This is a genomic window from Lentzea pudingi (assembly GCF_014646255.1).
Classification (GTDB): domain Bacteria; phylum Actinomycetota; class Actinomycetes; order Mycobacteriales; family Pseudonocardiaceae; genus Lentzea; species Lentzea pudingi.
Window position 1 is genome coordinate 351,998 of sequence record NZ_BMNC01000005.1, and the last position, 25,275, is coordinate 377,272.

A 25,275-nucleotide genomic window follows, 5' to 3' on the forward strand; every position below is an offset into this window, starting at 1 on the left:
CCTAGGTCGGCGGATACCGGACGAACCACTCCTGTCCCACCGGCGCGGCGTCGCTCTTCTCCAGGTCCCAGTCCGCGACCATGCGGTCGATGACGGGCCGGAACTGGACGCGCTCGACCCAGTCCGGGCGGATCTTCTCGACGCCGTGCAACGCTCCGGCGAGGTTGCCGGCCATGGACGCCGTCGAGTCGTTGTCGCCGCCGTGGTTGACCGAGAGCAGCAGCGCCTCGTTCGGGTCGTCGGTGGCGAGCACCGAGTACAACGCGATGGCCAGCGCCGTGTCACCGACGCCACCACGGCCGAGCTCTTCAACACGGTCTACGCCCGGGTTGCCCAGCGCGGCGAGTTCGAGAGCGTGCTCGATGCCCGCGACGACCTCTTCGTGGCCTTCGCGCCGGACCACCAAGTCCACCGCGACGTCCAAGGCGTCCAGCAAGTCCTTGCCGCGCAACAGCTGGTGCACCAGCACGGCGAACACGCCCGCCGACAGGTAGCCGCTCGGGTGGCCGTGCGTCAGCGCCGCGTTGTCCGCCGCGAGCGCGAACACCACGGCCGGGTCGTCGTCCGCGAGGGCGACCGGCGCGACCCGCATGGCGCCGCCGCAGCCCTTGGAGTTGTTGACGGGCTTGGTGATCGTGGCCTGCTCGCCGGTGCGTGCGTACTCCTGCAACGCGCTCGTGCACGTGAGGCCGGGCGCCCGCATCCGGAACAGGTCCCGGTGTGACACGAGCCAGCCATCGGGTTCGTCCACAGTGGAGTGAACGCCGCGTGCCTTGTCCCACGGCGTTTTCTGCGTGTGCAGCCAGCGCTGGTACGCGTTCTGCGTGACGGTGGTGAGCTCGCGTTCGCCGGTGATCCGTTCCCGCACGTGCGACCTGATGATCGCCTCGAACGTGAACAGGGTCATCTGGGTGTCGTCGGTGATGTCCGGCTTCTCGGGCAGGTCGGTGATGCCGTCCGGGCCGTGGCGTTCGTAGACGACCTCCATCGGCAGGTTCTCGGTGTTCGCGCCGAGCGCGTCCCCGATCGCGCCGCCGATGAGGCAGCCGCGCAGCCGCGAGTCCTTGTGCGGCACCACGAAGAACCGGTGGCCGGCGGCGTCGGCCCACCTGCTGGCTTCGCGCGTGGCGGACGGCCGCTCGCCGCACCCGCAGTTCCGCATGTGCTCCGCGGCGGCGCCGGCCAGCTCGGCGAAGTCGAACTCGGCCTCGAACGGCAGGCCGGGGTTGACGTGCAGCCGCGGCTTCGACGAGACCAGCCTGCTCAGGACGGTGTGCAACGGGACGCGGATCCACTGCTCGACGCCCGCCGGCAGCCGTGACTCGTCGGTGTAGGCCACGAGAACATCGGCCTCGGTCATCAGGACTTCGCCGGGGATGAGCAGCTCACCGTGGGCGGCGTGGCGGCCGAAGCCCTCCACGTCGCCCTCGTGGTCGTGCAGGAGCTGTTCCATCGGCGTCAACGGGCTCACCACGACCTCCGGTACAGCTCTTCGGCCACGAGCCGGACGTCGTGCTCGGGCCCGCCCTCCAGCGCACCGGCGACGGCCCGCGCGACCCCGCGGCCCCCACCTCGAACGGCCTGCGCCAGCGCCCCCGCGGCGGTGAACGGGTCGGCCTCGGGCGGGTCCAGCTCGGAAGGGCTGAAGAGGTGCGTGGCCAGCATGATCACGGCGTCGCACGCGGGCGAGTCGGGCCCGTGGGTCACCGCGACGAGTTCGCGGATCCGGTCCTCGTCGAGCCGCTGGACGGCGGCGGGCAGTGCCCAGATCAACGCGCCGGGCCCCTGCGACCTCACCTCGCCGTGCGGAGAGCTCCTGGCCAGGTCACGGGCACCCTGCCGGGACACCAGATCAGGCTGTACACCGGGCTTCGAAGCCCACGCAGCCAAAGCGGCAACCGGATCTTCCGCCGAACACGCGACCAACTGGTCGACGAGTCCTGTCCGGACACCCGCGCCGAAAGCGAAACCCTGATAGGCGGCCACGACTTCTGCCAGTCGCGGCGGCCTCACCCACTCGATGTCCCCCATCGCCGCCGAACCCTACCGGGCCCGGCGGCGACGCGAGAGTCGATCATCTAGAGGCGCTTCGCGAGCTCTTCCGCGACCTCGTAGGTGTTGAGCGCGGCACCCTTGCGCAGGTTGTCACCGCACACGAAGAAGTCCAGCGTGTTCGGGAAGTCCAGCGCCTGGCGCACGCGGCCCACGTACGTCGGGTCCTCGCCCACGGTGTCCGCGGGCGTCGGGAACTTCTGCGCGGCCGGGTCGTCGACCAGCACGATCGTCGGCTGCGACTCGAAGATCTTGTGCGCGGCCTCGACCGTGATCTCGCGGGCGAACGTCGCGTGGACGGACAGCGAGTGGGTCGTGACGACCGGGACGCGGACGCAGGTCGCGGAGACCTTCAGGTCCGGGATGCCGAGGATCTTGCGGGCCTCGTTGCGGACCTTGAGCTCCTCGGACGACCAGCCGCCGTCCTTGAGCGAACCGGCCCACGGCACCACGTTCAGCACCAGCGGGGCGGGGAACGGCGAGTCCTCGGCGGACAGGCCGGCGGCGGCGAGCGCCTCGGCCACGTCACCCGCCGACACACCGGCCTCCTTGCCCGCCAGCGCCGCGATCTCGGCGTACAGGCGGTCGATGCCGGACTGACCGGCACCGGAAGCGGCCTGGTAGGAGGCCACGACGAGTTCCTTGAGCTCGAACTCGCGGTGCAGGGCGCCCAGCGACGCCATCATCGACAGCGTCGTGCAGTTCGGGTTCGAGATGATCCCGCGCGGACGCTCGTTGATCTGGTCCGCGTTCACCTCGGGCACGACCAGCGGCACGTCGGCGTCCATCCGGAACGCGCCGGAGTTGTCGATCGCGACGGCGCCGCGCTCGACGGCGATCGGCGCCCACTCGGCGCTGACCTCGTCCGGCACGTCGAACATCGCGATGTCGACGCCGTCGAACGCCTCGGGCGACAGCGCGACGACGGTGACGTCCTGGCCGCGCACGTTGATCTTCTTGCCGGCCGAGCGCGGCGACGCGATCAGGCGGATCTCGCCCCACGGCACGGACGAGCGGGTGTTGATGATGTCGATCATCACGGTGCCCACGGCACCGGTCGCGCCCACGAGCGCGAGAACGGGGGCGGTCATCGTCCAGTCCCTGCGTAAACGACGGCCTCTTCGTCGGTGCCCAGGTCGAACGCGTCGTGCAGGGCACGGACGGCGTCGTCGAGCTGGGTGTCGCGGCAGATGACCGAGATGCGGATCTCCGAGGTGGAGATGATGTCGATGTTGACGCCGGCCGTGGCCAGCGCCTCGCAGAACGTCGCCGTGACGCCGGGGTGCGAGCGCATGCCCGCGCCGATCAGCGACACCTTGCCGACGTGCTCGTCGTAGAGGACCTGGTCGAACCCGATCTCGCCACGGGACTTCTCCAGGGCCGCCACCGCACGCGGGCCGTCGACCTTGGCCAGCGTGAACGTGATGTCGGTACGGCCGGACGCCGCCTGCGACACGTTCTGCACGACCATGTCGATGTCGAGCTCCGACTGCGCGACGACGCGGAAGATCTTGGCCGCGATGCCGGGGTGGTCGGGGACTGCGGTCACGGTGATCTTGGCTTCAGACCGGTCGTGCGCGACGCCGGTGATCATCGCCTGTTCCACGGGAAGGTCCTCCACTGAACCGGACACGATGGTTCCGGTCTTGTTGCTGAACGAAGAGCGGACATGCACGGGCACGTTGTAGCGGCGGGCGTACTCCACGCAGCGGAGCATCAGCACCTTGGCGCCACACGCGGCCATCTCGAGCATTTCCTCGTAGGTGATCGTGTCGAGCTTCTTCGCGTTCGGCACGATGCGAGGGTCGGCCGTGTAGACGCCGTCCACGTCGGTGTAGATCTCGCACACGTCGGCCTTGGTCGCCGCCGCGAGCGCCACCGCGGTGGTGTCGCTGCCGCCGCGGCCGAGCGTGGTGATCTCCTTGGAGTCCTGCGAGACGCCCTGGAAGCCCGCGACGATCACGATGGCCCCCTCGGACATCGCGTCCTGGATCCGGCTGGGAGTCACGTCGATGATCCGGGCTTTGCCGTGCGCCGAGGTCGTGATCACGCCGGCCTGCGAGCCCGTGTACGAGCGCGCTTCGGCACCGAGCGAGTTGATCGCCATCGCGAGCAGCGACATCGAGATCCGCTCACCCGAGGTGAGCAGCATGTCGAGCTCACGTGCGGGCGGCACCGGCGAGACCTGGCGGGCGAGGTCGAGCAGCTCATCAGTCGTGTCGCCCATGGCGGACACGACGACCACTACGTCGTTGCCCGCTTTCTTGGTCGCGACGATGCGCTCGGCCACGCGTTTGATCCGCTCGGCACTCCCAACCGATGAACCGCCGTACTTCTGGACGACGAGCGCCACCGACCTGACCTCCTTCGCGCGACTAAAACCCCACGTCGAAGGCAGCCTACCCGGACCACCTGGTGAGACTCTGGAGCCGTGACGCGCGTGACTACTCTGTCCGGGTGTCGTCCAGTGCCGATGTCGTGGAGGCCCCAGCAGCCGTGCATGAGAGCAGTGCGCGCTCGCGGATGGCCGAGGCGCTCAGACATCCGGCCGCGCTGTGGACCGCTCCGGCGCTCATCTACCTGATCGTCCGCCAGGTCGGCCTGTTCGTGCTGCAGCTCGTCGTCGAGTACCAGAACAGGCTCACCGGCAAGACCGACACCTCGGTCGACAACCTGAAGTCGTGGGACGGCGACTGGTTCCTCGGCATCGCCTCCGGCGGTTACAACGGCGTCCCGGCGCCCCCGTACGACGCGTTCGGCCGCCGCACCGCCGAGACCCCGCTCGCGTTCTTCCCCGGCTACCCCGCGCTGATCCGCTGGGTCGAGGGCCTGCCGGGCGTGGACGTGGTCGGCGCGGCCTTCGCGGTCAGCCTGATCAGCGGCATCTTCTGCGCGTACGGACTGTTCGTGCTGGGCCGGGTGGTCCGCGACGGCTCGACCCGCGCGGGCCTGATCTTCGTGACGCTGTTCGCCGCGTCCCCGATGGCCGTCGTGCTGTCGATGACGTACTCCGAGGCCACGTTCTGCGCGTTCGCCGCCTGGGCCCTGGTCGGCGTGGTGAAGAGGCGCTGGATCCTGGCCGGCGTCTGCTGCGCGGCGGCAGGCCTGGTCCGCCCGACCGCGGCGGCGTTGATCGTCGCCGTCGGCCTGGCCGCACTGGTCGCGGTGCTCGCCGACAGGAGGGACTGGCGGGCGTGGGCAGGCGGCGCACTCGCCCCGCTCGGCCTGCTGGGCTACCTCGGCTGGGTGGCCGTCCGCACCGGCGACCTCATGGGCTGGTTCGGCGTGCAGCAACGAGGCTGGGGCTCGAAGTTCGACGGCGGCGCGGCCACCTGGGAGTTCGCCTGGGGCCACCTCGGCAACCCGCGCTCGGTCCTCGAAACCGGCACCGTCTGGCTCCTGGTGCTCGCGATCGTCCTGGTCTTCTACGCCTTCCAGCGCCGCCTCGAGTGGCCGCTGGTCGTCTACGGCATCGGCGTCCTCGTCATGGACCTCGGCTCGAACGGCCTGATGAACTCGAAGGCCCGCCTGCTGCTACCGGCGTTCACCCTGCTGCTCCCCCTGGCCCTGGTCCTGGCCCGCCGCCGCCCGTCCACCGTCTTCACGATCCTCGGCATGGCGACGCTGTTCAGCGCGTGGTTCGGTGCCTACTCCCTGGCCGTTTGGCAGTATGCGATCTGATGAACGAACTCATCTCCCAGCGCCGCAGCCCGCGAGCCTTCGACGCTGACGCAACGGTGTCCGACGACGAACTCCGCACGCTGCTGGAGGCGGCCCGCTGGGCCCCGTCCCACGGCAACACCCAACCGGCCCGCTTCATCACGGGCCACCGCAACTCGACGACGTTCGACGCGATCTTCGAGACCCTCACCCGAGGCAACAAGACCTGGGCCTTCCGCGCCTCGGTCCTGCTCATCGGCTGCGTCGTCACCACCGACGACCGAGGCGACATCCCGAACGTGGAGTTCGGCCTGGGCCTGGCAATGGAGAACATCGCCCTCCAGGCCGTAGACCTGGGCCTGATCGCACACATGATGGGCGGCTTCGACAAGGAAGCCGCCCACAAGACGTTCGCGATGCCGGATAACGCCCGCCCACTGGTGGCCATGGCACTGGGACGACAAGGCGAGCTGTCCGACCTTCCCGAGGACCTTCAAGCCCGCGAGCAGCGCGAACGCAAACGCCTCCCCCTCAGCGACACCGTCTTCACCGGCACCTGGGGCGAGTCACAGTTCAGTTGAGAAGTACTTGGTCGCGACCTCGTTGTGCAGCGGAAACGCCAGCGGCACGCAGTCGAAGATGATCGTGCGCTCGGACGCCTCGTCGTTCGGAACGAACGGCGGCATGTCCTCAGCGTTGATCGCAGGCGCCGTGGCGAACATCAACACGGTCCCGCCGTCCGGCGTGGACACGAAGTGCAACGGCCGCAGGTCCTCCGGCGCAAGCCGCACGTTCGCTTCTTCTTCAAGCTCCCGCACAGCACTCTGCTGCCAAGACTCCCCGCGATCCATGAAGCCGCTGACGAACGCCAGCTCCCCCACAGGCGGAATCGCCCGGCGAACCGTCAGCAACCCGGTCCGGGGCCCGTCCTTCACCGGCACCAGCAACACCACGACAGGCGAGGGGTTCGCCCACACCATGTGCCCACAGCCACCGCACCTACGCGGGTACGCGGCCGTCTCGGCGTACTGAGTGCCACAGCTGTTGCAAAAGTCGTCGCGCGCCATGAGACGAACCTAGTTCAGGCGCCTAACAAGCTTAAGGACGATCGCTCGAACGCCAAGCCAGAACAACGCGGCCAACCCGAAGTTGACGATCACCCGCAACTTGGCGTCAGAGGGACTGAACAGGTCCTTGAACGCCAACGCCACCGGCTCCGCCACAGCCGCGACCGTGCTGGTGATGACGTTGCCGGGGTTGGCCCCGCCGACGGTGAGCACGACGTGAACGACGAGCACCACCGCCAGCGCAAGGCCGACCCAACTGACGACCCCGGCGGCAAGACCAACGACACGCGTCCGCATACCGCCGGAATCTACTACTCAGTAGCGCGACACCGCACGCGCAATCAAACCAGTCACGACCAGCCAGAACACGGCGGCGAGACCGTAGTTGAGGAAGACGTCGAGGTTGAAGTTCCCCGTCTGGAAGAGACCGGGGAAGAACAGCGCCAGAGGCTCGGCTAGGGACTGGATGAACCTGTAGAACGCGTTCGCTGCGTTCGCGCCCAACACGTTCATCAAGATGAACAGCACCTCAATGAGGGCGAAGACAACACCGATGCCGCTGATCACGCGCGAAGCCGTGCCGCGGCCACTGGAAGTACGTAATCTGGCCATACGTGAACTTTTCCCAGATCCGAGCAGGCCAAAACTTGCAAGTTGACCTGCTTCGCAAACGCATGCGCGAACGAGAAGCCAGACCAAGCGATGCCGCAGGCGAGCAGTCCAGTCCTTGTCTTTCGCCCTTAGCAAGCGCACTGGGCGGTGGGGTCCCATCACGAGTCGCGCCATAGCTCTTGCTGCACGTGAGGAGGGGTGTCAAGCGGACACGCTTTTCGTCCGCTTGACACCCCTCCTCACGTGTGGCCCGCTCTTGGCTCGGCTCGTGATGGGACCCCACCGCCGACGCCACCAAACTACGAAACCGGCAGCCGCTCAAAGCAACAGGCGTGCCATCTACCTACGGGCAGCGCTGGCCCCCTGATCAGATTGCCGGGGGTCTGGGGGCAGCGCCCCCAGGGGGAGCACGCAACCGCAACCAGGCCGCCCGCAACGGAACCACGCTGACGCAGGCGTCCCCCCGCCTTCAGGACCCCTACATCTCAACCTACTCAGAGGGTCTGACAGCCACGCCTGTCCCACGATCCGGTCGTCAAGTTCCATCAACCCCCACCATGTGACTACTCTGTCCGACGTGTGGCGTTCCCTCCTGCTTCGCTGCCGTGACGGGGTCTGATCAGACCGGCCCCCCGTCGCGGGCTTCAGCGTTGCCGCCGGTCGTTCCCGTAAAACGACCCGCAGGAGCACCCCCGACATGACCTCCGACGAGGCCTTCACCACCACTCCGAGCGTCGACTCGGCAGACGCCTACTCCTCAGGCACCAGCCGAATCCGCAAGCCCTCCCGCCCCGCCCCAGACACCCAGCAATCGTGGAACCGCCAACTGGGCAGCAGCATGCCGTTCCACCGCTACCGCCCGTTCCACGAGCTGGTAGAGGTAGTCGACGTCCCAGACCGCACCTGGCCGACGAAAACCACAAAAACCGCCCCTCTCTGGTGCGCCGTGGACCTGCGTGACGGCAACCAGGCCCTGATCGACCCGATGTCCCCGGCCCGCAAGCGCAAGATGTTCGACCTGCTGGTCCGCATGGGCTTCAAGGAGATCGAGGTAGGTTTCCCTGCCGCGTCCCAAACCGACTTCGACTTCGTCAGGGAGATCATCGAGGACGGCGCCGTCCCGGACGACGTCACGATCCAGGTCCTGACCCAGTGCCGCGAGGAACTGATCGCGAGGACGTTCGAGTCCCTCCGCGGAGCGAATAAGGCGATCGTCCACTTCTACAACTCGACGTCGATCCTGCAGCGCCGCGTGGTGTTCCGCAGCGACCGCGACGGCATCAAGAAGATCGCCGTGGACGCAGCGAAGTTCGCGAAGCAGCAAGAACAGCACTACCCGGAGACCGACTTCCGCTACGAGTACTCCCCGGAGTCCTACACGGGCACCGAACTGAGCTACGCGCTGGAAGTCTGCAACGCGGTCCAGGAAGTCATCGCACCCACGCCCGAAAAGCCGCTGATCATCAACCTGCCGGCCACGGTCGAGATGGCCACCCCGAACGTCTACGCGGACAGCATCGAGTGGATGTCCCGCAACCTCGCCAACCGCGAGGCCATCATCCTGAGCCTGCACCCGCACAACGACCGGGGCACCGGCGTGGCGGCCGCGGAACTGGGCTACCTGGCGGGCGCGGACCGCATCGAGGGCTGCCTGTTCGGCAACGGTGAGCGCACCGGCAACGTCTGCCTGGTCACGCTGGCCATGAACATGTTCAGCCAGGGCATCGACCCGCAGATCGACTTCAGCGACATCGACGAGGTCCGCCGCACGGTCGAGTACTGCAACCAGCTGCCGGTCCCCGAGCGCCACCCGTACGGCGGCGACCTGGTGTTCACCGCGTTCTCCGGCAGCCACCAGGACGCGATCAAGAAGGGCTTCGAGGCCCTGGAGGCCGACGCCAAGGACGCGGGCCAGCACGTCGACGACTTCGAGTGGGAGGTCCCGTACCTGCCGATCGACCCGAAGGACGTCGGCCGCAACTACGAGGCCGTCATCCGGGTCAACTCGCAGTCCGGCAAGGGCGGTGTGGCGTACCTGATGAAGCAGGAGCACCACCTGGACCTGCCGCGGCGCCTGCAGATCGAGTTCTCGAAGGTGATCCAGGAGGTCACCGACTCGCAGGGCGGCGAGATCAACCCGAAGGAGATGTGGGACGCCTTCGCGGAGGAGTACCTGCACGGCCGGGTGCCGCTGTACCTGCTGAAGCACCGCGCGTCGTCGGACGGCAGCGGCCGCGAGGAGATCACCGCGACGCTGATGATCGACGGCGACCAGCAGGAGATCACGGGCTCGGGCAACGGGCCGATCGCCGCGTTCGTCGACGCCCTCGCCTCAGTCGGCTACGACGTGCGGGTGCTGGACTACGCCGAGCACGCGCTGTCCGCCGGTGACGACGCCCGCGCGGCCGCCTACGTCGAATGCGCGGTAGGCGACCGCGTGTTGTGGGGCGTGGGCATCGACTCGTCCACGGTCGCCGCGAGCTTCCGCGCGATCGTGAGCGCCATCAACCGGGCACAGCGTTAACCCTTGGCCTGGCCAAGAACAACGGACGGGGAGGACGCGTGCGGCACCAGTTGCCGCGGCGCGCCCTCCCCGTTCGCCCGCACGGCCCAGATGCCCTCACCCGGCAAGCCGTAGGCGATGGTGTCGTTGTCGAGCCACACGACCTGGTCGTCGATCCCACGCGTCTCGGCCAGGGGTGTCTCCACCATCGTGGTCAGATCCAGCACGTGCTGCCGCCACGGCCGCACACCATCTCCAGCGACACGCTTCTTGAACGCCACGCGCTTGCCGTCCGGTGAGAGCGACGGGCATTCGGCGTTCTCCCGCAACGGTTTCGCCGACTCGTCCACCGCGTCGCCCTGCACGAGGTACGTCTTCCCGCCGGTGCTGAGGGTCGCGTAGTACGTGCGGTCGTCCGGGGCGAACGTGACGCCCCACCAGTTCATGTCGTTGACCGTCTTCATGCCTGACACGCTGGTGCCCTCGATGTTGCTGGCGTAGGCCTCGGTCTGCTGGTCGAAGATCGCGGTGCGGGTGGAGAACGTGCCGGCCTGCGCGTACGAGTCGCCGGTGACGAACGTCGTCCACGACGCCATCCGCCCGTCCGCCGACAGCTTCGCGCGGTTGGGCACGCCGTCGACCTCCACGCGCCGCCGTTCGGCCAGCCCGCGATCGACGAACACGGCGGTGGCGCCGGGCAACGGACCGGAGGCGTCCGCGAGGCACAGCCCCTGTCCGCCAGAGGCGAAGAAGCGCTTGCAGGACAACGAACTCACCCGCCGCGGTCCGGACGGATCAGCCAACGGCACCGAGGCGACGCGTCCGCTCACCTCGTCCACGAACATCAACCGCCCGGACGACAACTCGACCGGACCGGCCTCCACCGCGACCGAGACAGCGTCCGGAGCGCGCAGGGCGTAGGCGGTGGCGCCCGCACCCAGCGCGATCACGGCGGCAACGACGATCAGGATCCTCACCAAGCGAACCACGTCCAAAGAGCGCCGAAGAGAACCGAGGAACAAGCACGGGCCAGCACCTGCCCGGTCTGCAGCAGGGCCAGGCCGGACGTGCGCAGTTCGTCGGGGATCATCGGCCCGGCGACGGCCATCAGCACGCCGTCGGTGCACGCGTAGAACAGCCCGTGCAGCACCAGAACCCCGACCAGCAAAGAGATCCCGGAAACACCGGCGAGCAGCACGTACGCGCCGAGCAGCGCGAGATGCCCGACCAGGAAGATCTTCCACCGGCCCACGCGATCGGCCAGTGACCCGAGCGGCACGGCGGCGAGCAGGTACACGCCGGCCGTACCGAGGGGCAGCAGTGCGATGTAGGCGACCTCGACGTTGAGCTTCTTCTGCAGCAACAGGTAGATGAACCCGTCGCCGAGCGTCAGGAACCCGAGCCCGCACGCGACCAGGCAGACCCGCCGGAACGGCCTGGACCGCAACAACCCGAACGCCGATCGCAGCGACACCGCGACGCGTGGCAGCACGTCCCGGTGATCACGCACGAACAGCACGAGAACGAGAAAACCCACTGCCGCGAAGCAGAAGCTCACCACGAACACCACGTCGTAGCGGGCCGGCAGCGTCCACAGCAGACAGAACGCCAGCAGTGGGCCGAGGAACGCGCCGACGGTGTCCATGGCCCGGTGGACACCGAAGGCCCGTCCGAGCGCCGAGGGCTCGCTGCTCAACGTGATCAGCGCGTCCCTCGGCGCGGTGCGCAAGCCCTTGCCGGTCCGGTCCCCGGCCAGCACGAGCCCCATCGCGGTGGCCGAGGTCCCGGCGGCGAGCAGGCCGAGCTTGCCCAGCGCCGAGATCCCGTACCCGAGTCCGGCGACGAACTTGCGCCGTTGCCAGCGGTCCGCAGCGTGACCGCCGGCAACGCGGACGAGTGCTGTCACACCGGTGTAGATGCCGTCGAGCACACCGAACTGCAGCGGGGAGAACCCCAGCCCCAGCACTAAGTACAGCGGCAGGATGGCGGTGACCATCTCGGACGAGACGTCGGTGAGCAGGGACACCGCGCCCAGTGCGAGGACGTTTCCCGCGATCCTGCCGGTGCCACCCGAAGCCGGAGCTTGTCTGGCGGTTGCGATGTACACGACGGCCTCCGATCAACAGCCGGACTGGCTAGCGACAGTTGTAAGGACCGGCCTTATCGCGCACCCTGCCCGCGGTGTCGATGACCTCCCACGAGTAGGAGCGACCGGACAGGGTGAACTTCACGACGCCGTGCGAGTCCGCGAACCACTTCTCCACGCCCGCACGAGGCTTGACGTTCTCGTAGAGGTAGTCGCCGCCGATGCCGATGATCGCCGAGCGCATGCCGTTGGCCACGTCGACCGAACCGCTCTTGCTGAGCGGCTGGAGGCGCTCGTAGTGGTGGTCGTGACCGCTGAGCACCAGGTCGGCCTTGGCGTCCGCGAACGCGTTCCACACCGTCGTCATCTTCGACTTGTCGCCGTACTCACCCGAGTTGAAGCGCGGGTGGTGCCAGTAACCGACGACGCACGCCTTGGTGTTCGCGGCGAGGTCGGCCTTCAGCCAGGCCATCTGCGTCGAGTCGGCACCCGTGTCGTACATCTTCTGGGAGTCGAACGAGACGAAGTGGAAGTCGCCGGCCTCCCAGCTGTAGTACGGCTTGCCCTGCGGGTAGGCCTGGGCGCCGAAGTAGGACTTGTACCCGTTGAGGTTGTCCTCCCACTCGTGGTTGCCGGTCGCGGGGTGGGTGATGCTCTTGTAGCGGCCCCACGACTTGTCGTAGTGGGCCTTGAACTCGGCGAGCGTGCCGCTGTCGTACTGGTTGTCGCCGACCGTGAGCACGTGGTTCGGCTTGATCTGGTCGATCAGCTTCGCCGTCTCGTAGTGCTCGGTGTTGGTCAGCGACGCGATGTCACCGGCGGCGACGATCGTGATGGTGTCGCCGGGAGCGGGGGGCAGGGTGGTCGCCTGCACCGAGTTGCTCGCCGGGCCGAGGTTGCCGGCCGCGTCACGGGCCTTGACGGTGTAGGTGAACGCCGTGCCGGACGCGAGGCCCGTGTCGGTGAACGTGGTGCCCGTCGGGGTGCCCACGACGCTGCCGTTGCGCAGGACGTCGTAGCCGGTCACGCCGACGTTGTCGGTCGCGGCGGTCCACTGCAGGCTGACCGAGCTCGACGTCGTGCCGGTCGCGGTGAGACCGGCGGGCGCGGTCGGCGGCGTCGGATCGACACCCGAGCCGCTGCCCCAGACCTCCAGGTCGAAGATCGAGTAGCCGTAGCTCGTGCCGCGCTTGGTGCCGTAGATCCGCACGTAGCGGCCCGACGCGGTCACGCTCGTCTCGTCGATGCCGCCGTTCTGACCGGTGAGGGTCTTCTTGGTGCTCCACGACGAACCGTCGGCCGACGTCTGGATCTTGTACTCGGAGGCGTAGGCCGCCTCCCAGTTGATCTTGATCTTGGTGACGGCGGCCGTGCCACCGAGGTCGACGGCGATCCACTGCGGATCGACGCCCTCGAGGCTCGCCCAGCGCGTGGCCGAGTCCCCGTCGACGGCGTTGGCGCCGCCGAAGGTCTCGGCCTCGACGGACGAGACGGTGGTGGGTTTGTTGGCGGACAGCAGGGAATCAGCCGCGTTGGCCGTGCCGGACGCCGCGATCTGGGGGACCACGAGCGCGAGCAGGGCTATGGCGACACCAGCTCTGGTGTGCTTTTTGACCACTTCGTTCCTCCTGGGCAAAGGGCGGCGGCTCGAAGGATTGGTTAACAAGCTTCCCAATTGAAGTGGGACGCTAATGACGGCCAAAGAGGCACGTCAACGCCGTGCGCCGCCGAGGTGCCACAGAGCGGCGTGCACGACAACCGCCACGGACATGCCCTGGATCACACCCAGCAGGAGGCGCCGGACCCAGTCGTAGAGGCTGACTTGGCTGACCGGATCGGCCAACGACCACACCGCACCGGCCACCGCGCAGGCTCCGGCGAGCGCCCAGATCCAGTACCGCGCACGCCCCGTCCACGTCGGCCAGGTGTGCCCTTTCGGACAGCGGGCGGCCATCCAGACCAGCAGCGCCATGCCGCCGAGCGACGACACGTACCCGATCACGTTGTAGAGCCGGTGGGGTCCGGCGACGGACAGGTCCAGCCAGTCCCACCGCTGCACGAACCACCCGCCGGTCTGCGTGAAGGCGTCCCACAGCAGATGCGTGAGCACTCCCGCCACAACGGACACCGCGCGCACGAACGGCCGGCGGAAGTCTCCCGGACGCGACACCCGTGCCCGCACGAACGCGGGCGCCGGCGCCATCAGCGACGGCAGCAGCAGGCGTCCGGCGAGCAGCAACACCACGGCGGCAACGGATCCGCCGAGGACCCCGTGGGTCGACAGGACCGGCAGGTAGTACCCGAGGTCGGGCGCGACCGAGCCCGCAACCAGTCCGGGGAACCAGAACCACCGGCGCAACGGGAGCACCGCGGCCGGGTGCGCCAGCGTAAAGGGCACGACCTCAGGCTAGTTACCTGTGGGCGCGCTGAAGAAACACCCAGGTCGGGATTGTTCACCCGGGTCACGTACGTTCACCGATCATGAGCACCGCAGCCAGCCTCGTAGTGCTGTTCCTGGTCGCCGTCGTGCCGTTGGCACCGACGGAGGCCGTGCTGATCGGTGCCGGCGTCCTGGCCGCGTCCGGTGAGGTGCCGCTCTACCTGGTGGTGCTCGTCGCCGCGGTCGGCTGCCTGGTCAGCGACTTGATCAACTTTACCGCAGGGCGCCGGATGGGCATGCGCGCCCTCGACAAGGTCAACAAGAACGCCAGGGCGCGGGCGATGGTCGTGTGGACGGCGGACCAGCTCGCGACCAAGGGCGAGACGATCCTCATCGCGGCGCGGTTCCTGCCTGCCGGCGGCATCGTCGGAGCGTTGCTGACGGGGGCTCTCAAGTGGCCGCTGCGGCGGTTCGTGCCGGTCGCGGCGGTCGGGTCCGCGTTGTGGAGCCTCTACCCCGCCACCGTCGGGTACATCGGCGGTCAGCTCGTCGACGAGGCGTGGCTCGCGATGCTGTTGTCGTTCGGCGTCGCCACGCTCCTCTCCATCCCGGTCGGCATGGCGATCCGTGCGCGCAACGCCAACCGCACTCTCTCGTACGCCGAGGCGTCGTCGTAGAGCACCGCGAACCGGTCCGCGGCCGTCAGCAGGGCGTCCACCTCGAACGCCATCTGGGCGTCGCCGCAGAGCCGCTCCAGCAGTGAGATCCAGCGCAGGTTGAAGAGCATCAGCGCGTCGCGCACCCGGCCCGGTCTGGCGGCGAACTCCGAGCGCGTGACGACGAAGAAGCAGCCACCGGGGAACACGCGGCGTTTCGAGTAGTCGAGCCAGCGGTCGGCCAGGTCCAGCACCGACCCGCCCGGCATCACGACCTCGCGCGCGAAGATCTCGGCGGCGGCGTGCACGGCCGAGATCTGCAGTTCTTCCTTGGCGCCGAAGTGCGAGAAGACCCCGCTCTTGCTCATGCCGAGCTCGATCGCGAGCCGCCCGATCGTGACGCCTTCCAGGCCGTCGACCGAGGCGATCTCCGCCGCACGCAGGAGGATCGAGCCACGACTGTCCATCGCACGAGGACAGCGCAACGTCCTGGAGAAACGAACGGGGCCACCTCGAAAGGTGACCCCGTTCGCACGAAAAACCGTCAGCTCAGCGCCTCGGTGACCGAGGCAGGCCCGACGAGCGGGATGTCGGGCGACAGGCCGTCGCCCTCCTCCACCAGGATCGGCTTCACCTCGTGCGGCTGGATCTCGCCGGACTGGATCTGCTCGGCGTAGTGGCACGCCACCTTGTGCCCCGGCTTGAGCTCCCGGAGCACCGGACGGTCGGTGTCACAACGAGTCGCCTGCCGCCACGGGCACCGGGTGTGGAACCGGCAGCCGCTGGGCGGGTTCGCGGGCGACGGGAGGTCGCCCGCGAGCAGGATCCGCTCACGCCGGTCCTCGATGACGGGGTCCGGCACCGGGATCGCCGACAGCAGCGCCCGCGTGTACGGGTGCAGCGGCTCGGCGTAGAGGTCCTCGGCGGTGGCCTCCTCGACCAGGCCGCCCAGGTACATCACGCCGACGCGGTCGGAGATGTGCTTCACGACGGCGAGGTCGTGCGCGATCACCAGGTAGGTCAGGCCGAACTGCTCCTGGAGCTCCTCCAGCAGGTTCACGACCTGGGCCTGCACCGACACGTCCAGCGCGGACACCGGCTCGTCGGCGACGATCAGGTCCGGGTTGAGCGCGAGGGCCCTCGCGATGCCGATGCGCTGGCGCTGACCGCCCGAGAACTCGTGCGGGTACTTGCGCAGCGCGGTGGACGGCAGACCGACGGCGGACAGCAGCTCGCGCAGCCGCTTCGCCGTGGACTCCTTGCCCTCGTCCAGGTCGTGCGCCCGCAGGCCCTCGACCAGGATCGACTCCACGGACTGGCGCGGGTCCAAAGAGGACAGCGGGTCCTGGAACACCATCTGGATCCGGCGCCGCATCTTGCGCAGCTCCTCGCCCTTGAGCGCGGAGAAGTCCTGCCCGTCGAACACCATCCTGCCCGCGGTCGGCTCGTTGAGCCGCAGCATCGCCCGCCCGAGGGTGGACTTGCCGCAGCCCGACTCGCCGACGAGGCCGTACGTCTCGCCGCGCTTGATCTCGAGGTCGATGCCGTCGACCGCGTAGACGTAGCCGACGGTGCGGTCCATGAACACGCCCCGCTTGATCGGGAAGTGCACCTTCATGTCCTGGACGGAAACCAGGGTCTCGCTCATACCGGCACCTCCTCGGCGGCGGGAGTTCCCGGCACGACCGGGTTGTGGCAGCGGAGCAGGCGACCCAGCTGGTCTTCCTCCGGCGGCGTGACCTGGACGCAGACGTCCAGCGCGTTCGGGCACCTCGGGGCGAACGCGCAGGCGCTCGTCCACGGGATGTTGTCCGCGACGGACCCCCTGATCGGCGTGAGCTTCTCGCCGGGAGCCGCGTCGAGGCGCGGGATGGACGCGAGCAGGCCGTGCGTGTACGGGTGGCGCGGCTCGGCGAAGAGCTTGTGCCGCATGGCCTTCTCGACCACCTTGCCGCCGTACAGCACGTTCACCTCGTCGCACAGGCCCGCGACGACACCCAGGTCGTGGGTGATCATCACGAGCGCGGTGCCGAGGTCCTGCACCAGTTCCTTCATCAGCGACAGGATCTGGGCCTGGATGGTCACGTCCAGCGCCGTCGTCGGCTCGTCCGCGATCAGCAGCTTCGGCCGGCACGCCAGCGCGATCGCGATGAGCGCGCGCTGCCGCATGCCGCCGGAGAGCTGGTGCGGGTACTCCTTGAGCCGGCGGTTCGGGTCGGGGATGCCGACCTTGTCGAGCAGGTCCTTCGCCTCGATCATGGCTTCCTTGCGGGGCATGCCGCGGTGCCGTTCGAGCACCTCGGTGACCTGCAGGCCGATCGGGACGACGGGGTTGAGCGACGACAGCGGGTCCTGGAAGACCATGCCGAGCTCGCTGCCGCGCTTGTCGCGCATCTGCTTGTCCGACAGCTTCAGCAGGTCCGTGCCGTCGTAGGTGACGGTGCCGGTGACGGTGGCGCCGCGCTTGGGCAGCAGACCCATGATCGCCAACGATGTCACGGACTTGCCGCAGCCCGACTCGCCGACCAGACCGACGGTCTGGCCGGGCTCGACGTCGAAGCTGACGCCGTCGACCGCGCGGAACGGTTCCTCGCCCTTGCGCTGGAACACGACGGAGAGGTCACGTACTTCGAGCAGTGCCACGACGACTCACCGCCTGTTCTTCGGGTCGAGGGCTTCGCGCAGGGTCTCGCCCATGAGCGTGAAGCCGAGCGCGACGATGATGATGCAGACCGCGGGCCACGCGGCGAGGTGCGGATGCGTGTCGAAGACGTTCTGCACGTCGCCGAGCATCTGCCCCCACTCCGGGATCCGGTCGTCCGGGTTGCCGAGACCGAGGAACGACAGCGCGGCCGCCTCGATGATCGCCGTGGCCAGGACGAGCGTGGACTGCACGATCACCGGGCTGAGCGAGTTCGGCAGCATGTGCCGGAACACGATCGCGCCCTTCTTCACACCGAGAGCCGTCGCCGCCAGCACGTGGTCGCTGTGCCGTTGCGCGAGCATCGAGCCCCTGAGCAACCGCGCGAACACGGGGATCTGCACGATCGCGACCGCGAGGATCACCGTGAACTGGCTGGGCCGCGCGAACATCGCCGCGATCGAGAACGCCAGCAGCAGCGACGGCAGCGACAGCATGACGTCGACGAGCCGCATGACGATCGAGTCGACCCAGCCGCCGATCGCGCCCGCGAGCGTGCCCAGGATCAGGCCGCCGGTGAGACCGATCAGCGTCGCGCCGACACCGACGATCAACGTCTGCTGCGAGCCGACCAGCAGGCGCGAGAAGAAGTCGCGGCCCTGCAGGTCACCACCGAGGAGGTGGCCGGGCTGAGCGGGCGGGATCTCGTTGCGCGCCTTGACTACCTGCTCGATCAGCATCTTGTCGGCGGGGTCGTGCGGGGCGAGCCACGGTGCGAGCACCGACAGGACGACGAAGATGCCGATGATCGTCGCGCCGATGAGGAACACCGGGCTGCGCTTGAGCCGCTTCCACGCGCTGGCCGCGAGCGAGACGCCCGCGGTGTCGGCGAGGCCGTCGATCTTTTCCTTCTTGGAGACTCCGAGTGCCACTGCGCTCACCTCGTCCTGATGCGCGGGTCGATGAGCGCGTACGAGAGGTCGACCAGCAGGTTGACCACGACGTAGACGATGGTCGCCATGATGATCAGCAGCAGCAGGACCGGGTAGTCACGCCGTTCGAACCCGATGGCGAGAGCCTGGCCGACCCCGGGGATCACGAACACCTTCTCCGTGAGCACCGCGCCGGACAGCAGCGCACCGGTCTGCAGACCGATCGTCGTGACGACCGGGAGCATCGAGTTCCGCAGCACGTGCCGGCGACGGATCACCGGTGCGGTGAGGCCCTTCGACTCGGCGGTGCGCACGAAGTCCTCGTCGAGCACGTCGAGCACGGCCGCCCTGGTGATCCGGAAGATCACCGCGAACGGGATCGTGGCGAGCGCGATCGCCGGCAGGATCAGGTGCTCCAACGCGTCGAGCGTCGCGTCGAACTCACCGGTGAGCAGGCCGTCGAGGGTGAAGAAGCCGGTGACGCGGGTGGCGTCGATGTCGCCCTGGCGGCCGAAGGACGGCAGACCGAGAGCGTCGGAGGCCACGTCCTTGAGCACGTAGGCCAGGAAGAACACCGGCACGGCGACACCGATGAGCGAACCGATGACGCTGAAGTTGTCGAACCAGCCGCCGCGGCGCTTGGCCGCGAGGTACCCGAGCGGGACGCCGACGGCGATCGCGATCACGATCGCGAAGAAGCTGAGCTCGATCGTCGCGGGGAACCGCTGGAGGAAGATGTCGAGCGCCGAGTCACCGGGCTGGACACCGGTGGAGACGCCGAAGTCGCCGGACGCCGCGCGCCCGAGGAACTTGAAGTACTGGACGAAGATCGGCTGATCGAGGCCTAGCTGCTTGGTGAGGGCTTCACGCGACTCCGGCGTAGCGCGCTCTCCCAGGAGGGCCGAAACCGGCCCTCCTGGGAGAGATCGCATCCACGCGAAGAGCAGCAGCGAGAGCACCAGCACCACGCCGACCAGCTGAACCAGCCGTCGAATGGTGTAGCGGAGCACTTGAGCTACCCCGTTGTTCTCTTGTGGTGGGAGCTAGCCGACTCAGCCCTTGGAGACAGGGCCGAACTTCTCGTCGGTCAGCGGGCTGGGAACGAGGCCCTTGACGTCCGACTTGAACACCAGCGCGGGCGGGGAGTGCGAGATCGGGATCGCGGGAAGGTCCTCTTCCATGATCTTCTTGTTGATCTCTTCGTACAGCTTCGTGCGGTTGGCCTCGTTGGGCTCGGAGTTGGCCTTGGCCAGGTCCGCCGCGAGGGTGGCGCCCCACGGGGAGACACCCGTGTTGAAGCGGTTGTCGGTGCGGCCGAAGAACGTGCCGACCCAGTTGTGCGCGGTGCCGTTGTCACCGGTCCAGCCCAGGAGGAACAGGTCCGGGATGCCGTTGTCGACGTCGGTGAGGTAGCCACCGTTCCACGGCTTGGTGACGACATCGATCTTGATGCCGGCGGCCTGCAGGTCCGTGGAGATCGCGCCGAACAGGTCCTTCGGGGACGGCATGTACGGACGCGTGACCTCGGACGGCCAGTAGAACTTCAGCGTCAGGTCGGTCGCACCGGCCTCGGCCAGCAGCGACTTCGCCTTGGCGGCGTCGTACGCGACGGGCTTGAGGTCCTTGTTGTAGCCGTTGACGGTGTCCGGCATGAACTGCGTCGCGACCTTGGCGCCCTCGGGCAGCTGCGACTTGACCAGCTGCTCGCGGTTGATCGCGTACTGCAGGGCCTGGCGGACCTTCAGGTCGGCGAGCTTCGGGTTGTTCTTCTGGTTGATGCCCAGGTAGAACACGTTGAACGCCGGACGGATCGCGACGTTGAAGCCGTCGGTCTTCAGACCGGCCCAGTCCGCCGCGTTCGGCAGGTCGTACCCGTCGATGTCGCCGGCCTTGAGCGCCTGCTTGCGGGCGGTCTCGTCCGGGATGATCTTGAAGATCACCTTGTCCAGCTTGGCCTTCGTGCCGTGGTAGGCGTCGTTCTTCACGAGCTCCACGGTGTTGTTGGCCTTGTCGTACTTGCTGAACTTGAACGGGCCCGTGCCGGTCGGGTGCTCGTTCGCGTAGGCCGGGTAGGTGAACGCGTCACCGGCGGCCTGGACGTTGTCCGCGTCGTACTTCTTCAGCGCGTCGGGGCTGGAGATGGAGAACGACGTGAAGCCGAGGACCGACGGGAACTGCGAGGTGACCTCGTTCAGCTCGACCACTGCGGTCTTGGCGTCCTTGGCCGTGCAGGACTTGAACAGGGAGGGCTTGTCCGGCGTGCTCGCGAAGCCGCCGAAGTTGTCCAGCCAGTACTGGGAGACGGCGTCACTCGTGCCGGCGCCCTTCTGGTTGTACCAGCGGTTGAAGTTGAAGCAGACGGCCTCGGCGTTGAAGGCCGTGTCGTCGTGGAACTTCACGCCCTCCTTGAGGGTGAACGTCCACGTCTTGCCGTCCGCGGAGGGCTCGTACTTCGTGGCGAGCGCGGGCTCGACCTCGGCGGTACCCGGCTTGAAGCCGACCAGGCCCTCGAACATCTGGCGTGAGACCCGGAAGGTCTCGCCGTCAGTCGCGTAGAACGGGTCGAAGAGCTTCGGCGCGCCGGCGGCGCCGAAGGTCAGCGTCCCGCCTTCCTTGCCGCCGCCGCCTGAGTCGCGCTGGGATTGCGCGCAACCGGACAGGGCGAGCGCGCTGACGCTGAGGAAGCCGATCGCGGCGACCCAACGGCGGCGAGCCGTTACTGAGTGGACCATCAAACACCCCTTGGACAATCCGCACATCTCACGGTGTGGTCGCCGACCATAACCGTTGTAGATACCCCGTCCGGGGTTACTCAGGTCACGATCCGGCCACTAGACCAGGCATTCTGATACGTCCGGCGCACGGCCGCTGACCCAACGTGAGCACGGCAGATGCATCGGACGCTCTCCTAGGCTGTAGAAACGACAACGACACGCGGAGGAGGTCCCATGAGCAAACTGGTCGAGTTCCGCGTGCTCGGCCCCCTCCAGGTCCTCCTCGACACCGAACCTCTGCTGGTCAGAGCGGGCAGGCAGCGCGCGCTGCTGGTGTCGTTGCTGCTGCGCGCGGGCACGTCGGTGTCCGTGGACGAGCTCGCCGCCAACGTGTGGGGTGAAGATCCACCCGCTCGGGCACGCGCGACACTCCAGACATATGTGATGCGTCTCAGACAGCTGCTCGGACCGTCCGTGCCGATCCGGACCGTGCCCGACGGGTACCTGATCGACGTCGACGAGAAGACCATCGACCTGATGCGCTTCGAACCCCTGATCGACCAGGGCGAGCAGGAGCGCGCCGCCGGGAACCTCCAGGCCGCCTCGGCCGCGTTCGCCGCCGCGCTCGGCCTGTGGCGGGGTCCGGCCCTGGTCGACGTGCCGTCGGAGGTCCTGCACCGCGACGAGGTGCCGCGGCTCGACGAACGCCGCCTGCACGTGCTGGAACGCCGGGTCGAGGTCGACCTCGAACTGGGCCGGCACGGGGAGCTCGTCGCGGAGCTGTCGCGCCTGACCAGCGAACACCCGTTGCGCGAACGGTTCTGGGCGCAGCTGATGGTGGCGCTGTACCGCTCGGGCCGGCAGAGCGAGGCGCTGGCCGCCTACCAGCGCGTTTCCCGGCTGCTGGGTGATGAGCTGGGCATCGACCCCGGCGACGAGCTGCGGCGTGTGCACGGCCAGGTGCTGTCCGGGTCGATCGACGCGGTCACGGCGTCGGCCGGCGCGCCCGCGGTGGCCTCGAAGCCCGAACGGGTCGTGCCGTCGCAGCTGCCCGCGGACATCCCCGACTTCGTCGGCAGAGACGAGGCCGTGTCGCTGATCGTGGCCTTGCTGCGGACCGCGCAGGGCGTGCCGGTCGTGACGCTGGCCGGGCCGCCGGGCGTCGGCAAGACGGCGCTGGCCGTGCACGCGGCGCACCGGATGCGGGCGGACTTCGCGGACGGCCAGCTGTACGTCAACCTGCGCGGATACGCCCCCGGCCCGCCGTTGAGCGCCGTCGACGTGCTGCCGCGGTTCCTGCGCGCCCTGGGCACCGAGCCCGACCAGGTGCCGCTGGACCAGGACGAGCAGGAGGCGATGTTCCGGTCCACCCTGACCGGCCAGCGCGTCCTGCTGCTGCTGCTGGACAACGCCTCCTCCGCCGAGCAGATCCGTCCGCTGCTGCCCGGTTCGCCGGGGTGCGCGGTGCTGGTGACCTCGCGCGACACGTTGCGCGGTCTGGCCGTCTCGCACGCGGCGTCCAACGTGCGGCTCGACGTGCTCGACTGGCACGAGACGAAGTCGCTCCTCGCGGGCATCCTCGGCGCCGAGGAGGTGGCGTCCCAAGAGGACGCGGCGCTGGAGCTGGCGGACCTCTGCGCGCATCTGCCATTGGCTTTGCGTATCGCAGCCGCGAACATCGTGTCGCGCCCCGAGCTGTCCATCGCGGACTACGTGGAGGAGCTGCGGGCGGGCAACCGGCTCGCCGCGCTGGCCGTCGAGGGCGACGAACGGGTCGCGGTGCACGCGGCGTTCGACCTGTCCTACACGGCGTTGAAGCCCGAGCTCGCGCAGATGTTCCGGTTGCTGTCGCTGGTCCCCGGCACGGACTTCACGCCGGAGATGGCCGCCGCGCTGTCGGGGCTGACCACTCAGGACGCCCGCCGGCGACTAGACCGCCTGGCCACCGCGAACCTGATCTCGAACCACGCGCCGTCCCGCTACCAGTTCCACGACCTGCTGCGCGACTACGCGGCCGAGCGCCTGGCGTTCGAGGAGGGCCGCGCGGACTCGCGGCTCGCGTTGCGGCGGTTGCTCGACTGGGCGGTGCGCTCGGTCGACAACGCCACCTCGGCGATGAAGTCGACGCTGTTCCGCTTCCCGCGCCCCGCCCCGCTCGACGGCGTGGTGCCACGCACGTTCAGCACCTCCACCGAGGCCCTGACCTGGCTCGACGTCGAACGGGCGAACCTGGTCGCGCTGGTGGCGCACGCCGTGGAGCGCGATCCGGACAACTCGCCGTGGCAGCTGGCCGATGCCCTGCGCGGCTACTTCTACACGCAGTCGCTGACGGCGGAATGGCGGGAGACGGCCAAGGCCGGGTTGCTCGGGGCACGCGCACCCCGTGACGAACTCGGCCAGCTCGCGATGCTGTCCTCCCTGGGCACGCTGTACTGGGTGACCGGGCAGCACCGCAACGCGCTCGGTTACTACCAGCAGGCCATCGTCCTGCAGGAGCACGTCGACCTGCCCGCCGCCGAGGCCGCCGTGCTGTCCAACGCGGGCAGCGTCTACATCGACCTCGGCGAGCTCGAACACGCGGCCGCCCACCTGGAACGCGCCCTGGTGATCGCCCGCCGCGTGGGCGCGCCCCAGTTGCTGGCGAACGCGCTGTTCAACCTCGGCGGCGTCTACATGCAGCTCGGACAGCTCGACCAGGCCGCGTTGACGTTCGAGGAGGCGCTGGAGGACGGCAAGCGCCTCGACTCGTGGATCCTGCAGGCGAACTCGATGCGCGCGTTGGGCGAGGTGCAGGCGTGGCGCGGCAAGCCGGACCTCGGCGAGGACTACTTCGGGCGCGCACGGGAGCTGTACGAACGTGCGGCCGCCCGCAACTTCGGCCACACCATGCACGAGGGCATGGCCATCACGCTGATCATGCGCGGCCGGTACGAGGAGGCCGCTGTGGAGGCGGCCGCCGCGATGCAGATCGCGCAGGACCTGGAGAACGTGAAGAGCGTCTGCGACGCGCAGAACCTGCTCGGCCGGGCTCTGGAGGGTGGCGGCCGGTACGAGGAGGCGCTCGAGCAGTTCTCGTCCGCGCTGGCGATCGGGGTGGAGACCGGCTACTCGTGGGGCATCTGCTCGGCCCGTCGCGGCCTGGCCTCGTCCTACCGCGCGGTCGGCCGGTACGAGGAAGCCGTGGCGACGGCCACCGCGGCGCTGGTCGAGGCCGGCAAGTCGCAGTTCCGGCTGGCCGAGATGGAGGCGTTGCTCGTGCTGGGGCGCACCCACCTCGACACCTCGGATGCCGCCGGCGCGTTGGACTGCGCTCTGCGGGCGGCCTCGGTCGGTTCGGACTCCGGGCACCGGTGGGTGTTCGGGCGGTCCCTGCAACTGGCCGGCGACGCGTCGTTCGTGCTCGGGGACGCTGCCTCCGCCCGGTCCTACTGGTCCAGGTCACTCGAGGTGTTCAGCGCGATCGGGACGCCTGAGGCTTCGGTGGTGCAGGCTCAACTGCTTGACGTGACAACGTAGTCAGCCCTGGCCTTGGTCTCGTCGACCGCGAACCAGCCTCTTTCGTACTGCTGCCAACGGACGAAGTGCTCGCGTTGGTGTTCGCCGTCTCTGGCGACCGCGCGTTCCAGGCGTTCTCGCTCGTCCTCGTGGTCGACGAAGATCGCGAGGCTCAGGCGGGTGTTCGCTTTCCTGGCCGAGGAGAAGCCCTCCAGGATGATGGTCCTTTGTGGAGTGAGGATCACCTCGTCGCCCTGTTCGACGCACGGAAAGCCTTGGGACCAGTCGGTTTTCCGGTACCTGCCCTCGTTTCCCCGGGCGACCTCGTCGAGGGCGTTCTGGAGCCGCGGCCACCACTTCGTCGTCGGGTCGTCCCACGTGGCGAAGTGGTCGGTGCTGATGAGCTGGGCGTCGAGTTCGGCCGCCAGGTTTCGCGCGAACGTCGACTTGCCCGCGCCCGACGGGCCGTCCACCGCG

20 protein-coding genes and 2 pseudogenes are annotated in these 25,275 nt (G+C 68.5%); 5 read left to right on the top strand and 17 right to left on the bottom strand.

Annotation, left to right across the window (positions count from 1 at the left end; all coding sequences use genetic code 11):
- Nucleotide 1: 1 nt before the first annotated feature.
- The 4 genes from IEY88_RS20605 to IEY88_RS20620 form a co-directional block, all read right to left on the bottom strand.
- On the bottom strand, nucleotides 2–1,471 hold the full coding sequence (locus IEY88_RS20605) for an ADP-ribosylglycohydrolase family protein (protein ID WP_189156406.1): 1,470 nt from the start codon (nucleotides 1,469–1,471) through the stop codon (nucleotides 2–4).
- Nucleotides 1,468–1,848 carry a hypothetical protein gene (locus IEY88_RS20610; RefSeq protein WP_189156407.1) on the bottom strand — a complete coding sequence of 127 codons (381 nt, stop codon included), beginning with the start codon at nucleotides 1,846–1,848 and terminating at the stop codon, nucleotides 1,468–1,470. The genes IEY88_RS20605 and IEY88_RS20610 overlap by 4 nt, the downstream gene beginning before the upstream one ends.
- A 230-nt stretch (nucleotides 1,849–2,078) precedes the next feature.
- Entirely contained in the window at nucleotides 2,079–3,143 is a 1,065-nt protein-coding gene (locus IEY88_RS20615) for an aspartate-semialdehyde dehydrogenase (protein ID WP_189156408.1), read from the bottom strand.
- Nucleotides 3,140–4,405 carry an aspartate kinase gene (locus IEY88_RS20620; RefSeq protein WP_189156409.1) on the bottom strand — a complete coding sequence of 422 codons (1,266 nt, stop codon included), beginning with the start codon at nucleotides 4,403–4,405 and terminating at the stop codon, nucleotides 3,140–3,142. Before IEY88_RS20620 ends, IEY88_RS20615 begins: the two co-directional genes overlap by 4 nt.
- 104 nt (nucleotides 4,406–4,509) lie before the next feature.
- Here IEY88_RS20620 and IEY88_RS20625 point away from each other — a divergent pair, with 104 nt between their 5' ends.
- Together IEY88_RS20625 and IEY88_RS20630 are read left to right on the top strand one after the other, a co-directional pair.
- Nucleotides 4,510–5,733 (top strand): glycosyltransferase family protein, encoded by a 1,224-nt coding sequence (locus IEY88_RS20625; protein ID WP_229693579.1) that lies wholly within the window; start codon nucleotides 4,510–4,512, stop codon nucleotides 5,731–5,733.
- Nucleotides 5,733–6,293 carry a nitroreductase family protein gene (locus tag IEY88_RS20630; RefSeq protein WP_189156410.1) on the top strand — a complete coding sequence of 187 codons (561 nt, stop codon included), beginning with the start codon at nucleotides 5,733–5,735 and terminating at the stop codon, nucleotides 6,291–6,293. The genes IEY88_RS20625 and IEY88_RS20630 overlap by 1 nt, the downstream gene beginning before the upstream one ends.
- On the opposite strand, the gene IEY88_RS20635 is transcribed toward IEY88_RS20630, so the two are convergent.
- From IEY88_RS20635 to IEY88_RS20645, 3 genes are all read right to left on the bottom strand, one after another.
- Nucleotides 6,279–6,692: an NUDIX domain-containing protein gene (locus IEY88_RS20635; RefSeq protein ID WP_189156411.1), complete on the bottom strand. Its 414-nt coding sequence runs from the start codon at nucleotides 6,690–6,692 to the stop codon at nucleotides 6,279–6,281. The two genes, IEY88_RS20630 and IEY88_RS20635, sit on opposite strands and share 15 nt — an antisense overlap.
- A 96-nt stretch (nucleotides 6,693–6,788) precedes the next feature.
- Entirely contained in the window at nucleotides 6,789–7,076 is a 288-nt protein-coding gene (locus IEY88_RS20640; RefSeq protein WP_189156412.1) for a hypothetical protein, read from the bottom strand.
- 18 nt (nucleotides 7,077–7,094) lie between these two features.
- Nucleotides 7,095–7,391 carry a hypothetical protein gene (locus IEY88_RS20645; protein WP_189156413.1) on the bottom strand — a complete coding sequence of 99 codons (297 nt, stop codon included), beginning with the start codon at nucleotides 7,389–7,391 and terminating at the stop codon, nucleotides 7,095–7,097.
- 697 nt (nucleotides 7,392–8,088) lie between these two features.
- Between IEY88_RS20645 and leuA the strand changes: the two genes are divergently transcribed.
- Nucleotides 8,089–9,915 carry a 2-isopropylmalate synthase gene (gene leuA, locus IEY88_RS20650; protein ID WP_189156414.1) on the top strand — a complete coding sequence of 609 codons (1,827 nt, stop codon included), beginning with the start codon at nucleotides 8,089–8,091 and terminating at the stop codon, nucleotides 9,913–9,915.
- A gap of 881 nt (nucleotides 9,916–10,796) precedes the next feature.
- On the opposite strand, the pseudogene IEY88_RS20660 reads toward leuA, so the two are convergent.
- The 3 genes and pseudogenes from IEY88_RS20660 to IEY88_RS20670 all read right to left on the bottom strand — a co-directional run.
- A pseudogene (locus tag IEY88_RS20660) lies at nucleotides 10,797–12,001 on the bottom strand (MFS transporter); the annotation flags it as partial.
- Nucleotides 12,002–12,029: 28 nt separating this feature from the next.
- Nucleotides 12,030–13,598 (bottom strand): discoidin domain-containing protein, encoded by a 1,569-nt coding sequence (locus IEY88_RS45285; RefSeq protein WP_189156417.1) that lies wholly within the window; start codon nucleotides 13,596–13,598, stop codon nucleotides 12,030–12,032.
- Between the two features lie 93 nt (nucleotides 13,599–13,691).
- Complete coding sequence (locus tag IEY88_RS20670; protein ID WP_189156418.1) at nucleotides 13,692–14,378, bottom strand: DUF4184 family protein; 687 nt, start codon at nucleotides 14,376–14,378, stop codon at nucleotides 13,692–13,694.
- Nucleotides 14,379–14,461: 83 nt separating this feature from the next.
- Between IEY88_RS20670 and IEY88_RS20675 the strand changes: the two are divergent.
- Nucleotides 14,462–14,881: pseudogene (locus tag IEY88_RS20675) on the top strand (DedA family protein); the annotation flags it as partial.
- 20 nt (nucleotides 14,882–14,901) lie between these two features.
- Here the strand turns inward: IEY88_RS20675 and IEY88_RS20680 are convergent.
- From IEY88_RS20680 to IEY88_RS20705, 6 genes are all read right to left on the bottom strand, one after another.
- Nucleotides 14,902–15,483: a TetR/AcrR family transcriptional regulator gene (locus tag IEY88_RS20680; protein WP_189156419.1), complete on the bottom strand. Its 582-nt coding sequence runs from the start codon at nucleotides 15,481–15,483 to the stop codon at nucleotides 14,902–14,904.
- A gap of 77 nt (nucleotides 15,484–15,560) precedes the next feature.
- Entirely contained in the window at nucleotides 15,561–16,664 is a 1,104-nt protein-coding gene (locus tag IEY88_RS20685) for an ABC transporter ATP-binding protein (protein WP_189156420.1), read from the bottom strand.
- Nucleotides 16,661–17,659, bottom strand: coding sequence for an ABC transporter ATP-binding protein (locus IEY88_RS20690; RefSeq protein WP_189156421.1), 999 nt, complete (start codon nucleotides 17,657–17,659; stop codon nucleotides 16,661–16,663). Before IEY88_RS20690 ends, IEY88_RS20685 begins: the two co-directional genes overlap by 4 nt.
- Before the next feature lie 6 nt (nucleotides 17,660–17,665).
- Complete coding sequence (locus IEY88_RS20695) at nucleotides 17,666–18,589, bottom strand: ABC transporter permease (RefSeq protein ID WP_189156422.1); 924 nt, start codon at nucleotides 18,587–18,589, stop codon at nucleotides 17,666–17,668.
- A gap of 5 nt (nucleotides 18,590–18,594) precedes the next feature.
- The gene (locus IEY88_RS20700; protein ID WP_189156423.1) at nucleotides 18,595–19,599 is read right to left on the bottom strand and encodes an ABC transporter permease; all 1,005 of its coding nucleotides are present in this window, start codon (nucleotides 19,597–19,599) and stop codon (nucleotides 18,595–18,597) included.
- Between the two features lie 42 nt (nucleotides 19,600–19,641).
- Nucleotides 19,642–21,321 (bottom strand): ABC transporter substrate-binding protein, encoded by a 1,680-nt coding sequence (locus IEY88_RS20705; RefSeq protein WP_189156424.1) that lies wholly within the window; start codon nucleotides 21,319–21,321, stop codon nucleotides 19,642–19,644.
- Nucleotides 21,322–21,537: 216 nt separating this feature from the next.
- On the opposite strand from IEY88_RS20705, the gene IEY88_RS20710 reads away from it, so the two are divergent.
- A complete protein-coding gene (locus IEY88_RS20710; protein ID WP_189156425.1) occupies nucleotides 21,538–24,819 on the top strand; it encodes an AfsR/SARP family transcriptional regulator in 3,282 nt (1,093 codons plus the stop codon).
- On the opposite strand, the gene IEY88_RS20715 is transcribed toward IEY88_RS20710, so the two are convergent.
- Nucleotides 24,795–25,271 (bottom strand): uridine kinase family protein, encoded by a 477-nt coding sequence (locus IEY88_RS20715; protein ID WP_229693580.1) that lies wholly within the window; start codon nucleotides 25,269–25,271, stop codon nucleotides 24,795–24,797. The genes IEY88_RS20710 and IEY88_RS20715 overlap by 25 nt on opposite strands.
- Between the last annotated feature and the right edge of the window lie 4 nt (nucleotides 25,272–25,275).